Annotated in this window: 13 protein-coding genes and 1 other RNA gene; 12 read left to right on the forward strand and 2 right to left on the reverse strand. The window is 35.6% G+C overall.

The window, feature by feature from the left end:
• Positions 1-2: 2 nt before the first annotated feature.
• Complete coding sequence (locus DDY94_RS11955; protein WP_111684355.1) at positions 3-350, reverse strand: hypothetical protein; 348 nt, start codon at positions 348-350, stop codon at positions 3-5.
• 110 nt (positions 351-460) lie between these two features.
• On the opposite strand from DDY94_RS11955, the gene DDY94_RS11960 reads away from it, so the two are divergent.
• The 10 genes from DDY94_RS11960 to DDY94_RS12005 all read left to right on the forward strand — a co-directional run bounded on the left by DDY94_RS11960 (position 461) and on the right by DDY94_RS12005 (position 10,333).
• Positions 461-1,075, forward strand: a complete 615-nt coding sequence (locus DDY94_RS11960) for a hypothetical protein (protein WP_111684356.1) — start codon at positions 461-463, stop codon at positions 1,073-1,075.
• 46 nt (positions 1,076-1,121) lie between these two features.
• Complete coding sequence (locus DDY94_RS11965) at positions 1,122-1,415, forward strand: winged helix-turn-helix domain-containing protein (RefSeq protein WP_111684357.1); 294 nt, start codon at positions 1,122-1,124, stop codon at positions 1,413-1,415.
• Positions 1,416-1,419: 4 nt separating this feature from the next.
• Entirely contained in the window at positions 1,420-2,178 is a 759-nt protein-coding gene (locus DDY94_RS11970; RefSeq protein WP_111684358.1) for an oxygenase MpaB family protein, read from the forward strand.
• Between the two features lie 94 nt (positions 2,179-2,272).
• Positions 2,273-2,782 carry a Coq4 family protein gene (locus DDY94_RS11975; RefSeq protein ID WP_111684359.1) on the forward strand — a complete coding sequence of 170 codons (510 nt, stop codon included), beginning with the start codon at positions 2,273-2,275 and terminating at the stop codon, positions 2,780-2,782.
• 23 nt (positions 2,783-2,805) lie between these two features.
• Positions 2,806-4,185: a cell envelope integrity protein CreD gene (creD, locus tag DDY94_RS11980; protein WP_111684360.1), complete on the forward strand. Its 1,380-nt coding sequence runs from the start codon at positions 2,806-2,808 to the stop codon at positions 4,183-4,185.
• Between the two features lie 16 nt (positions 4,186-4,201).
• A complete protein-coding gene (locus tag DDY94_RS11985; protein ID WP_157957313.1) occupies positions 4,202-4,507 on the forward strand; it encodes a hypothetical protein in 306 nt (101 codons plus the stop codon).
• A gap of 2 nt (positions 4,508-4,509) precedes the next feature.
• A complete protein-coding gene (locus DDY94_RS11990) occupies positions 4,510-4,908 on the forward strand; it encodes a ribosomal maturation YjgA family protein (protein ID WP_111684362.1) in 399 nt (132 codons plus the stop codon).
• The gene (locus tag DDY94_RS11995) at positions 4,871-5,533 is read left to right on the forward strand and encodes a DUF1361 domain-containing protein (RefSeq protein WP_111684363.1); all 663 of its coding nucleotides are present in this window, start codon (positions 4,871-4,873) and stop codon (positions 5,531-5,533) included. Before DDY94_RS11990 ends, DDY94_RS11995 begins: the two co-directional genes overlap by 38 nt.
• Positions 5,534-5,672: 139 nt before the next feature.
• A complete protein-coding gene (locus DDY94_RS12000; protein WP_111684364.1) occupies positions 5,673-7,775 on the forward strand; it encodes a M48 family metalloprotease in 2,103 nt (700 codons plus the stop codon).
• A 218-nt stretch (positions 7,776-7,993) separates the two neighbouring features.
• The gene (locus DDY94_RS12005) at positions 7,994-10,333 is read left to right on the forward strand and encodes a T9SS type B sorting domain-containing protein (RefSeq protein ID WP_111684365.1); all 2,340 of its coding nucleotides are present in this window, start codon (positions 7,994-7,996) and stop codon (positions 10,331-10,333) included.
• A 4-nt stretch (positions 10,334-10,337) separates the two neighbouring features.
• Here the strand turns inward: DDY94_RS12005 and DDY94_RS12010 are convergent, their stop codons facing one another.
• Positions 10,338-11,546, reverse strand: a complete 1,209-nt coding sequence (locus DDY94_RS12010; RefSeq protein WP_111684366.1) for an NAD(P)-dependent oxidoreductase — start codon at positions 11,544-11,546, stop codon at positions 10,338-10,340.
• 169 nt (positions 11,547-11,715) lie between these two features.
• Between DDY94_RS12010 and ssrA the strand changes: the two genes are divergently transcribed.
• Together ssrA and DDY94_RS12020 are read left to right on the forward strand one after the other, a co-directional pair.
• Positions 11,716-12,108: a transfer-messenger RNA gene (gene ssrA / locus DDY94_RS12015) on the forward strand.
• A 241-nt stretch (positions 12,109-12,349) separates the two neighbouring features.
• Positions 12,350-12,559 (forward strand): hypothetical protein, encoded by a 210-nt coding sequence (locus tag DDY94_RS12020; RefSeq protein WP_111684367.1) that lies wholly within the window; start codon positions 12,350-12,352, stop codon positions 12,557-12,559.
• Positions 12,560-13,201: the final 642 nt, after the last annotated feature.

Here is a 13,201-nt window from a genome sequence, read left to right on the forward strand (position 1 = left end):
GTTTAATCAAATAGTCTCAACAATCCAATTACAATTAAAGCTATTCCGATAATCGCTTTAAATGGCATTAATGATGCCGATAACTTGCGCAGACTCGTTTCTAATGCTGGTACTTTACCAAATACATGTGTAAGCAACAAAATACCACCTAAAATACTAATGATACCGATTACACTAAATTTAATTAAGGGCAATACTACTAGCGCCCCGCCAATCACCGTTTGAAATGGGGCCAAGACTCCTGCGATCTTATTAAAGAAGTTACTTTCTCCATCCCATTTATCTAATGTGGCCAATCCGAGGAGAATCCCGCCTGCAAGGTTGGCAATCGTTAAAAGCAATCCAAACATGATTATATCGATTTTTGATGTTAGACTATAAATTTAGTTAATATCCTCTAAAATTGTTTTGCCAGAACCAGATAATTTTATTTACTTTGTATTTCAAAGTACTTTTAATTATGAGCAACGAAGACTATCTAAAAGACCTGAGCGAGATCAAGGATCTAATGCACAGATCCTCGCGTTTTATATCATTAAGTGGTTTATCGGGAATACTCGCTGGTGTCTACGCCTTAATAGGCGCAGCGGTGGTTTACTGGTTGGTTATCACCTATAGCGGAGGTACATTATATATTTTTCATGGATGGGTATTCTGGACATGCATGGCCGTACTTTTAATGGTGGCCAGTCTAAGTGCTATAACTGGAATTATTCTAACCACCCGAAAAGCAAAAAAGAATGAAGAGAAGATTTGGGATAGTTCTTCAAAGCGCTTACTTTTTAATTTTCTCGTACCACTCGCTGTTGGTGGTATTTATTGCTTTATCATATTAAGTCAGGGACGCTATGGACAAACAGGTGGGCTTATGCTTATTTTTTACGGATTAGCATTGGTGAGTGCTTCAAAATATAGTCTGGGCGATATAAAGTATTTAGGATATATTGAGATTGTTCTGGGACTTATAGCAAGTTACTACCCAGGATACGGCTTTTGGCTTTGGGTCATCGGATTTGGCATTATGCATATTGTTTACGGAACTTGGATGCATTTTAAATATGATGCCAATAACTAGCAATAACAAGGTTGGCTTTGACTAACTTTGAACAAATTTTATTGAATTGAGCATAATAACCAACATAAATAAACTCTTTGATCATAGAATACGACTCGGTATAATGTCTATTCTAATGGTAAACGAGTATGCTGATTTTAATACGCTTAAAGAATTGTTGGGTGCAACTGACGGCAATTTGGCCAGCCACACTAAAGCTTTAGAGAAGGCTGAATATATATTGGTAGAAAAACAATTTATTGGTCGAAAGCCAAATACAAGATATAGCGCGACCAAACTGGGAAGAAAAGAGTTTAAAAAACATATTGAAGCCCTCGAAAAATTAATTAAAAAGACCTGATAGCATGACTAATTTTGTTGACAATAATTCTATTGTTAGAGAGATTTGGGGTAAAAGCGATACCATACTTATGGTGTTTGCAGGTGCTTCAGCTGAATTTGCGCTAAACAAGGCTGTGGATTGGTTGTACTTTACAGGGAAACTTCCAAAAGATCCTCTGGGTCGACTGTTCTCAACAGTGCAGTATGCTAAAATGATCGTGTTTTCAAAAAAGGAAAATGCACATAAGGCTATTGATCAAATAACAGCTATCCATGAGGCTGTTGAACAAAATCGCAATCAAAAAATCCCTCAATGGGCTTATAAAGATGTGCTTTACATGCTTATTGATTATTCGATCAGGTCTTATGAATTATTACAAAGGCCACTCACTACGAACGAAAAACAAGAAGTCTTAACCGTATTCGGTAATGTTGGGAGACGAATGGGAATACAAGACGTACCGCTTAGCTATTCAGAATTTGAAAAAGATCGCACTAAACACCTCCAAGAAGATCTATTAAATGGCGAGCTTTCAAAAGACCTTTACAAACAGTATAAAAAGCATCTCGGATTTATGAGATACTATTTACTGCTTGAAGCTCAAATCCTTTTGGTCCCAGAATCCGTTAGAGCCATGTTGCACTTAAGGAAATATTCATTTTTAAAACCTTTAGTTGCCGTATATAAAGTATTAAGACGTATTCGTTTAGACGGACCAATCAAAGACTTGCTCCTACCCACAGCTTACAAAGAAGACATCAAACGAATGAACATTACATGAATCTATTTTTTTACATATTTACTCTGAATTTCAAAGTACTTTTCAAAAGTATTTTAGAACATTTTGCCGTTGAACCAAATCAAACCCAACTGCCATGAACAGCCTACTAAAATATTGGAGGTCCAAAAGGAAACAGCTTATCATTTGGTTGTTTGAACATTCACAACGTATCTATACGTCACTTTTCAAAAGTCATCAACCCTGGGATGTTGACAAAGCAGATCTTTTAAATTTCCCTGTAGATTCCTTCGGAAGACATCTTGGTGAATTTTTAGACGAAAACAACTTTGAACTAATTCCGAAAGTAGAACGCCACGATTGTTACCATGTGCTTTGCGGATTTAGCACTAAAGTTGAAGATGAAATTGCTCTGCAATGTCTTTGTTATGGCAATGGTAAACGAAGCCCATATTTATACGGCGCTATTATTCTAGGCATAGCTATATTACCAGACTATTTCAGCTACTATTACAACGCTTACAAGATCGGCAAACAAGCCCATCCTTTTCACCATTACAACTACAGACAACTTTTAAACGTATCTATTGAAGACTTTAGATCGGCAATTTTCTCTAGATCCGCAATTACATTTTTAAATATATAAGTCAGATCAAAAAACATAACAACATGGAAAACTCAGAACAACAGAACAAAGCAAATCAACCTAACAAATTTGGAAATTGGTTAAGAACCTCAATTACGGCCCGAATGATAATCGTAGGGTTACTCATTATGGTTTTATTAATTCCGCTCACTTACGTTAATCTTTTAATCGAAGAGCGGGCATTTAGACAGCAAGACGTAATTAGGGAGATTAATGGCAAGTGGGGAAATGAAGTAATTATGTACGGTCCCATACTAAAAGTTCCTTATAAATCTTATTCAGAAACTTCAACCTATAATGAAAAAACCGACACTTACATAAAGGAAACTAAAACGCACACTAATTACGCGTATATTTTTCCAGAAACCTTGGACGCCAATGTAGATGTTGAATCAAAATCCATCTACCTAGGAAATTTTGAGTCTGCCGTTTTCACTTCAAAAATTCAACTGACAGGAGGATTTAATTCTATTGATCTGACTTCAAAAGATATTCAAAATGAGGATATCTTATGGGATAAGGCATCAGTGATTTTCAAAACCACCAATTTAAAGGGTATAAAAACCGAAATGCAGATTGAGGTTAATGGTACTTCATATGCATATGAAACCAATTTCATTGATAGTAAAAGCTATGGTACGCATCTCGATGAACTCGAAACTGGATTTATAAATGAAGAAACTTTAAAAGAAGATTTTCAATTTAATATGAATGTGACCTATGACGGTAGTAAACAGATCCAGTTAATTCCGGTGGGTAAAACCACCACCATGGACATGGTTTCAAACTGGGCTGATCCTGGGTTTATTGGTAATTATTCACCAAACGATGAAACGAGAAGTATTTCAAAAAAAGGCTTTAAGGTAGATTGGAAAGTACTTTCTATAAACCGTGCTTTTTCTCAAACGTATTTCAATAAAATCCCGAATCTGAATCAATTTGCCTTCGGAACAAAATTTGTCATTCTGGTAGATGAATATCAAAAAAGTGAACGCTCTGCCAAATATGGTTTTTTAGTGATCGGTCTAACATTTTTACTGTTCTTCTTAATTCAAACATTAAGTAAGATCAACATACATCCATTTCAATATTTAATGATCGGTTTAGCCTTGATAATGTTCTATACCTTGTTGTTATCGATATCAGAACATAGTAATTTCTTGAAAGCCTATCTCATTGCCGGCATATCAGTAGTTGCACTGATCACCCTTTATTCAAGGTCTATTCTGAAGAATATGAAATTCCCCATTTTCATAGGTATTTCATTATCGGCACTATATGCCTTTATCTATGTAATAATTCAATTAGAAAATTACGCCCTGCTTGTAGGAAGTATTGGCTTATTCGTGATCCTTGCTATTGTAATGTACGTTTCAAGGAAGATCGATTGGAATAATGGTTAAATCTTACATAAATCAAATGGATATCGTATTTGCCATAAAGAACACCTGTAAAGTAAGTGCATTAGTAAGTTTCGCCATCGGAACGATCATTCTGATCTTATTTATGATAACTAGAGAAATTGACCCCTTTACTTACATTGGCATTTGGTATCTCTATGCGGCATTTGCCATTAATGCTATGCTCTTTTTTTTAGTCATATTATCGGCATTATTTCTTTGGAAAAACAGCATTGAACTTTTAGGACATGCTATGCTTTTAACACTAAATATTCCTGTGGCCATAGGGTACTTCTTTATTGTTTTAAATTTTATCGATTCATAACCATGAAACTCCAATTCAACAAATATTACCTGGCGCTGGCACATTTTATTTTTCTATTAGAATTAGCCATTGCTTTTATCATCAAAACCGGATTTATCCGATATACGCTAGGTGATTACCTAGTTGTAATTCTACTGTATGCAATTTTTAGAGGATGCACTAGTCTGAGTGTGAGGGCCTCGGCTTTTGCCGTCCTCTTTATTGCGTATGGTATTGAATTGCTCCAACTCACGTCGTTCTTAGCCTACTTTAATTTACAAAACAGTACGGTTGCGAAACTTATTTTAGGCAGCACTTTTCAGCTCGGAGATCTCGTTGCCTATACATTAGGAATTATCACAATATTAATTTTTGAACATTACTATGGAATCTATAAAAACACTAATACAGTCGAAGTTTAAAACCTTATCATTGGTAGCAGTGGCACTTAGCTTTAGCTTAATTGCATTGATGGTAAGAATAAAGCTGAACAAATCTTTTTTCTATCTATTCTTAGTTTGGAACATATTTCTGGCAATTATTCCCTACACCATTACCATGTACTTGAGTACTACCAGGAATCTTAGTAAGGTTAAACTGGGGCTCTGGTTTTTGATTTGGCTGGCTTTCTTACCTAATGCGCCATACCTTGTCACAGATCTTATTCACCTTAGAAGCAGTAATGATCTTATGCTTTGGTTAGATGTTATAGTATTGATTTCTTTTGCTATTTCTGGGTTATTGTTGTTCTTTTTATCTGTACGCGATATGCAATGTTTAATGGCATTAACCTTCAAAAAGGCACCCATTAAATTAATGACCTTTTCAATATTAGGTCTTTGTGGTTTTGGTGTTTACTTAGGTCGAGTATTGCGCTACAACTCGTGGGAAATTATCAGTAACCCAAAGATTTTAATCATGGATGTTATTAATATTGTCCTTTCCCCTTTTCAACATTCAGAAGCATGGCTATTCACCTTAGGTTTTGGCGGATTTTTAATGGTTGGTTTTTGGGTTTTTAAAAATTTACACCACAATGGTAATTAATTGAAATCCCAGTCATTACTCTTTAAATAAAAGAATTCAATCTCACTTTAAAGAAAATAAATGTAATTAATCTAATAAGCCATTTCCGTATTTTGATTTTGTACATAAATTCCTAAATTTCATGTACTAAATTAAATCGATGACAACAAATCTTTATCCTCCTAGCCCCAAAAGTGTTCCTAAAAAACTTACGGCTTTAACTGCCTCATATCAGACGCGTGCGTTTCTTGCAATTCTGTCTATAATTCTTTTCTTTGTTTTGTATGGCGCTCTAGTTGTAGCCCTAAGTTATCTGGTAATTTGGGCATTTACCTATGATATGGTGAGCGTAAATAAGTTAACAATCTTGGGTAAAATCGGAGCTATTGCCGGGACAGTAATGTTATGGTTTTTCACTTTGAAGTTTATTTTCAAATTAAAAAATCATAAACGTGAAAATAGAATTAAACTCAAAAAGAAAGACTATCCGCAATTGTGGGAGTTTATCCTAAAAATTTGTGAGGAAACAGGCGCACCTAAGCCAAAAGCCATATATGCCGATCCCGATGTGAACGCTTATGTTTCTTATACAAATATGTGGTTGAGTTTATTTCTTCCCGTAAGAAAAGAACTTACCATTGGTCTCGGATTGGTTAGCTGTTTGAATCTAAGTGAATTTAAAGCAGTAATGAGTCATGAGTTCGGTCATTTTTCTCAGAGCAGTATGAAAATTGGCAGTTATATAATTTCTGCAAATACGATCATTCACGATATGATCTTTGCACGTGATAAATGGGATGACCTTCTCGATCAATGGCGAGCGTCGGACCTAAGACTATCTTTCGCCGCTTGGATCATTACGCCTGTAATTTGGATCATTAGACAAATTTTAAATCTTTTCTATCAATTTCTGAACATAATGTATTCTTCCTTATCTCGTGAAATGGAATTTAATGCGGATAAAGTAGCAATCAGCACGACTGGAAGTGATGCCATCATTTCCGGATTATGGAAGTTAGATAGCGGTTTTGAAAAATGGAATAACACTATTAATTATGCGTACTTAGCTTCGCAGAAAAAGCTTTTCACCCAAAACCTCTACACGCACAACAATTTAAGTTTGGCAAGAATTAAAGAGGCACAAATGGCGATGCTAGAAGCACTTCCTGCAGATAATCGAGGTGGTAAAACGTATTTTACAAGCTCAGAACATTCTAAGGTGAATATGTACGCAAGTCACCCGCCGAATGACATGCGACAAGACAATGCAAAGGTGCCTTTTGTGGAATGCGAAAGCAATGAGGATTCTCCGTGGTTACTTTTTAATAATAAGGAAGCGCTGCAAATAGAGATGACAAAACTTATTTATAAGCAGTATGTCAATAAAATTCCGCAAGAATTCTGTAGCACCGATGAATTTGAAAATTTTATTTCTTCCGAAAACCATGGGAAAGAATTACTCAATGAATTTGGTAATTCGTTTGAAAACAGATTTTTAAATATTCCTGAAATTGAAACTATCGAAAATGATCTCGATGGTGTGGATTTGAAAGCATCAGCCTATGATGATCTAAAACATAGGCTCGAAACGATCATGCAACCTATTAAGGAAATTGAAAACCTGATGCTTAAAGCGGGTGAAATCGCTGGTGGTACAACGAAGGAAAATTCTTTTGCTTTCAAAGGTAAAACCTATAAGAAACGAACAATTCAGGAAGGTTATAACGAATTATTAACCGAACGCGAAAAACTGTTTTCAGAAAACTTCATTGAATGGGATACGGATTTTTGCAAATTCCATTTGGCCTTAGCTAAAAAGTTTGGTGATCAAAATCTTCTCAGTAATCTTTATAAACAACACCAGGAGCTAACTATATTCTATAAGAAAACAGTGGCTATAAAAAATACCATTTATGGTGAACTAGCTCAATTACAAGCTCAAGAAGTTAGCGAAAGTGATGTGAGACGATTTGGATTTAGAGTGAATGATCTCGTAGTAAGTTTGAATGATGATTTAAAGAGTTTCGACAATATGACCTTCGTTGCGTTACCAAATATCGATAGTATTGACGATCTAAAAGAAGCAATTATTGATGGTGGCGAATTCAGAAAGCAAGTAGGGAATATATTTGAAAATGGAGGCTTTAATATCTTGCTTACCAATATTGAAAATGCAATTGTGCATTGCCAACGTCTAGATCAAAAGAACTTAGGGGTTATTTTGGAATACCATAAAAAACTACATGAACATTTAAAATCATAAGGTCCTAGGCGGACTTTTTCAAATTAAATCTCAGTGGTTTTCGGCATAATTTTTGCTGCAATTAGAGCAGCTAATGCCGCCAAAATCAACTGTTTAAATCAGCCAAATAATTGGATTTTCATCCTGTTTATTTGCCGATTCATGGAATTTAATATTTACTTAATGGATTTTAGAAACGTAAGTATTATCTTTATATAAGCTGTGAAATAGGATATAAATTGAATACCAAAAATTTAAATAACGGTTTTATTGTATTCCTCTTCTTCCTTTTGTCCATTACTGTCAATGGACAAGGTGAAAGAGATATTTGGTATTTTGGTCAGAAGGCAGGTATGCAATTTAATCTTGCAGGTAATCCCTCAAGTATTTCAGATAATACAATTGAACGCAGAATCGTCTTTGGTTTTATAGAAGGGCCAGATAATCTTATATGTGCAAATAATGAAGAAGGTGATCTAATGTTCTATTCAGATGGACGTATTTTCAGAAACCGAGAGCATGAAAATATGCTCAATTCACCAACCGACGAGTACTCCGTATATTATGCAGATGCGGCCATATCAAGAGACCCAGGAAACGATAACCGTTACTATGTCTTTGTCAATATTCAAGATGGGCTAAAAAACTATTTGACCTATACCGTGGTGAACATGGAATTAGATGATGGATTAGGCGGCCTAGAACCCGACAATACGCATGTGGTAATGATCAATGATGTAGCGCAACACATGGTGGTAGCAAGACACGGAAATGGTAGAGACCGCTGGCTTGTTGGCGTAAGACGAGGGCAATATTATGCGTACCTGATTACTGAAAATGGAATCGCAACTACACCAGTAGTTTCAGGTGCTGGAGTGAGTATTTTTGATGGTAACTTCGTAGACTACGGAACCATTGAAGTGTCTCCCAACAACGATTTATTGGCAGCAACTTATCCAGGCCTTAATAAGCTATTTTTATTAGAGTTCAACAATCTTAATGGTCGTGTAAAATTTTTACATGAATATGAAGACGTTGATGATGATTTTAATGAACAACCTAATAGTGCTGTTGAGTTTTCAGCAAATGGTGAAGTGCTTTATTATGGCGAAGACAGTAGAGGCATAAAGCAATTTGATATTTCTGATATTGAAAATATACCAGAGCCAACTAGCATTGTCGATGGAGGTAGATTTCCTTATTTAAAGCGTGGCCCGAATGGCAAAATATACACTTTTGAACGTGGTAATTTCTTTGTTGGCGCTATCAATAATCCTGATGTCTTAGGCTTGGGATGTAATTTCGAAGAAAATGTGCAGGGTTTAACTAATGAAACACTTTTAGATTTTCCAGCATTTTTGCTTCCCAAATATCCTGAAGGTATTTATCATCAAAATATTTGTTTAGGCGAGAGTACTGAATTTAATTATTCAGCTCCGGTCTACAGACCAACATATATTTGGGATCTTGGTGATGGTACAACGGCCGAAGGCGAAAACATTGAGCATACCTATAGTGCACCTGGCACCTATACTGCCTCTGTGGAAGTTTACAACGATGATGACGAACTGATGTTTACAGACACAAAAGAAATAACAATTTACGACACACCAGTTGCAAGCAGACCCGATGATCTTTTTCTATGTACAGAAGACAATAATATCTTCTTGTTTGATTATGATGAAGAAATTTTGAATGGTTTGGATCCAAATGTATTTAGTGTCTCTTACTATTTTTCAGAAATAGATGCCTTATTAATGAGTAATGAAGTTTCAGAATTTACTCCTGAAATTGGCACACAACCCATTTGGGTAAGAGTGGAGAACTCGATTAATCCGTCTTGTTTTGATATGACAAATTTCAGTGTCATCACACCAGAATATGTCACAATAGATATGCCGACCAAGGCATTTATATGTGATGAAAATGGCGCTACCCTAAGTCCTCCTGATGGATTTATTAGTTATGAATGGTCAACCGGAGATACCACCCAAGACATTACTGTCTTTAACACCGGACAATACGTCCTCACAGCTGTTAAAGACTTTGGTGATTTTGTGTGCGAGGCTGAGATCACTATTGTAGTTAATGATGCTGAAGCACCGATCATTGAGGACATAAAAGTATTCGATTGGAGTCAAAATCATAATTCAATTAAAGTCACCTTAAGCAACAATACATCCGGAGAGTTTGAATATTCTGTTGACGGTGCGAATTGGCAATCTTCACCAGATTTTTATAATCTACCTATAGATGATTACACGGTTTATGTGAGAGATGTAAATTGTCTTTATGAGGTGTCGAGCGAGCGACTCTTTCTATTGTATTACGATAAGTTCTTTACACCAAACGACGATGGTGTAAATGATTATTGGCAGATCATTAATTCCCAAAAAGAAGAGGATATTGAGATCCACGTGGTGAATCGATATGGCAGAACTATGGCCATATTAGACTATAATGATCAGGGCTGGGATGGCAGACACAATGGTGTTGACCTCCCGAGTGATGACTATTGGTTTAGAGTAGTTAGAAATAATGGTGACGTCCATTTTGGGCATTTCACGCTTAAACGATAAGACCTTATTCTTTTCCGTCTACATAATCCTGGAGATAACTAAACCGCTCTGTTAATTGACCATCTGCGGTAGTGATCTTTGCACGCTTTAGAATCCCGTTGGCATCCGAATTAAAGAACGCTGGAATAACATGCTCCACAAATGTTTCCCCAAAACCTTCACTAGCATCTTTTGGTAATTCACACGGTAAATTATCCACTGCCATGACAGTTATAGCGTCATCAGCATCGTATGCTACTTCTGATTCTGTTTGAGGTTGATATCCATAGAATGGTTCAGCGATGGTTGAAGGTCTAATGGTGCTTGCTACTGGCCCATCGATATCACACGAAATATCGGCAACTAAATTAATTCTGAAATCAGGGTGCTTTGCATCTTCTCTTGTGAAAAAATATGGTGCGTTATTACCATAAAAATGACCAGCAATAAAATAGTCGGTTTGTTTCGCATACGCCATGAAATTACTTTCATAGCCTGAAGGATCTTTATAAAATTCTTGTCTTTCACCAACTTTACCATCCTTGCGTTTAGCATATTCCATCACATCGGCCATAACATATACTGGCTCCGTAAATTCTGAAGTGAGATATAAGGCATCACTAATTTCTTTGATCCCTAAATGATCTAGAATTTCCTTAGCGCCACGTGCTACTTTTCCCGTTCCGGTTAGGAGGATCTTTATATTCGGAATAGTAATTTTATCGAGTTCAGCCTTCATTTCATTTAAGTCTGAAAGCGTTTCTGCCTTTGGTAAGTTGAATAATCCATCTCGCAATCCTAAGGCTCTAAAACCATTGTAGGCACCAACTAATCCGGCATATCGACCAAAACCAATGAGTCTGTAACCTTTTTGATTCACAATAGTCTCATGATCGAACATTTCTATGTTCTTTTCGAGCATAGCTACCAATAACTTTCGATTATAGGGTTGCTTTTTGATAGTATGCGAAAAGTAAAAATACTTTTTGTTAGGTATAAGATTTTCAATAGGGACTTCCTTTACGCCTATCATCACATCGGCATCAGAAACATCATTAGTAACCTCGAAGCCTAATTTTGCATAAGCCTCATCTGGGAATACTCTAATATCTGAAGACTCCACAATAAATTCAGCTTCTGGGAAGCGTTTACGAGCTTCAGCAAGAGTTTCGGGTGAAAATACCACACGACGGTCTGGTGGGTTTTTGCGTTCTTTGATGATGGCGAATTTCATGCGCAATAGGTTTTAAAACTGACAAAATGGTCAGGAAAATGGTCTGGAATAATTTTTGTGCGAAAATAATTGTAATAAAGAGGTTGCACAACTTTTTTTGTAAGTTTGCAGCCCGTTCGCCTGCTCTGAAGTTTCGGCGAACGAGAAAACGCACAAAAATTATCATTTTGGGGTCGACTGGTTTTGACAGCGAGATTAATGAAATGGTAAGCACGTCGTGTAATGGTATTGAAACACGTAAAAGGCTAGACCAAATTTTAAACGGCGAGAATAACTACGCTTTAGCTGCATAATCTGAATTATAGTAAGATTTGCCTAGTCCCGCGAGGCGGGAAAGCTAAATGTCTCCAGAAAGCCTTGGTTAGTGGCGTTCTATTTAGAGGCATCGTAAAAATTAACTAAGATTGGGTAGTGCTTCGATGCCCTTTCGAGATTTAGAAGCTAAGCTGTAAATGGGTAGTTTTTAATCAGTTTACAGTCGAAAATTAAATAAAAACTAAGCGTGTAGAAAGCCCTTTGGTTACTTGTTTGGACGAGGGTTCGAGTCCCTCCGACTCCACTAAAAATCCTAGTATATATTATATATACTGGGGTTTTTATTTTTAGGTGACAAAACAGATGACTAAATTAAGTTTGCAAATAACCTCACATATTTATTTTCCAACAAACATTATTGTAAATTAGAACATGGATTTAAATAAATCACAAAAGATTTACGATATAAATTAATTTTAAACCTCTGATTGTTTTTAATGATTTAGAGGCTTTTTTTATTGCGAAATAATTACCAAAAACAAGTTAATATGAAAGATGTAACTACAGCCCTATGGATTCGCCTACAAGAACTAAAAAGTAAGAAAAATTTAATGCCTATCGGCGTTTACAAAAAACAAATGAAAGAATTAAAACGAGTTGTAGACTTATCTCTAAAAATTGAATTGGAAATATCTATGGAACAACAGATGTTTCATAAGAACTTTGATGAATGGATTGATAACATAATTAATAAATAAGTTTTATTATAACTTTGAAACAAAATATTATTTTATGCTAAAAAGGTAATATTGATGTTGCCGACAGCTATTGGGTTACCTAAATATAATGTATATACTCAGCTGACTGACTAAAATTCCAAGAGCATCTTGCGAGATGGCCCACAATAAGAAGCAACCTATTTATGAAAAGAATATAGTGAAACTTTTTAATTCACTGTCTAGGGTAATTACCGACCTTATAAATACATCTGAAAATGCGTGAAAATTTTATGATATATTTTATTAAATTTAAACTTTTAGTTAGGTTTAATCCCAAATTAATTAATGGCGCCCCTTTTTGATAATAATAGCATTTCCCATGAGAGGTGCTTTTTGCCGTATTATAAATACAAATTAAAATCAGCGGACTTTATAGTAAGCCATGAAAATTAGAAACCCATGGCAAATTCCGTTGTGAATCAAACATTTAGTAATTACCAGTCTTTCAGAAGAAATGAAATGTAATTGCCATGGAAATTACTGTAGTCAGCCATGGAAATAATAGAGCATGGCCATGAGAAATACGTAGTTCTACGTATAAAATTATGGTTATTATTTTATAACTTGTTGACTTGGCTCCTCATAACTCAAGGAGATAAAAAAGGACATGTTAAATGAAAT

Source organism: Winogradskyella tangerina, assembly GCF_003260205.1.
Classification (GTDB): Bacteria; Bacteroidota; Bacteroidia; order Flavobacteriales; family Flavobacteriaceae; genus Winogradskyella; species Winogradskyella tangerina.

Excerpts from the sequence above, each read along its gene's own strand:
- DDY94_RS11960 (WP_111684356.1), top strand. The coding sequence starts at position 461 with ATGAGCAACGAAGACTATCTAAAAGACCTGAGCGAGATCAAGGATCTA.
- DDY94_RS11975 (WP_111684359.1), top strand. The coding sequence starts at position 2,273 with ATGAACAGCCTACTAAAATATTGGAGGTCCAAAAGGAAACAGCTTATC.
- DDY94_RS12020 (WP_111684367.1), top strand. The coding sequence starts at position 12,350 with ATGAAAGATGTAACTACAGCCCTATGGATTCGCCTACAAGAACTAAAA.
- DDY94_RS11970 (WP_111684358.1), top strand. The coding sequence starts at position 1,420 with ATGACTAATTTTGTTGACAATAATTCTATTGTTAGAGAGATTTGGGGT.
- DDY94_RS11955 (WP_111684355.1), bottom strand. The coding sequence starts at position 350 with ATGTTTGGATTGCTTTTAACGATTGCCAACCTTGCAGGCGGGATTCTC.
- DDY94_RS11985 (WP_157957313.1), top strand. The coding sequence starts at position 4,202 with ATGGATATCGTATTTGCCATAAAGAACACCTGTAAAGTAAGTGCATTA.
- creD (WP_111684360.1), top strand. The coding sequence starts at position 2,806 with ATGGAAAACTCAGAACAACAGAACAAAGCAAATCAACCTAACAAATTT.
- DDY94_RS12010 (WP_111684366.1), bottom strand. The coding sequence starts at position 11,546 with ATGAAATTCGCCATCATCAAAGAACGCAAAAACCCACCAGACCGTCGT.
- DDY94_RS11995 (WP_111684363.1), top strand. The coding sequence starts at position 4,871 with ATGGAATCTATAAAAACACTAATACAGTCGAAGTTTAAAACCTTATCA.
- DDY94_RS12000 (WP_111684364.1), top strand. The coding sequence starts at position 5,673 with ATGACAACAAATCTTTATCCTCCTAGCCCCAAAAGTGTTCCTAAAAAA.
- DDY94_RS11990 (WP_111684362.1), top strand. The coding sequence starts at position 4,510 with ATGAAACTCCAATTCAACAAATATTACCTGGCGCTGGCACATTTTATT.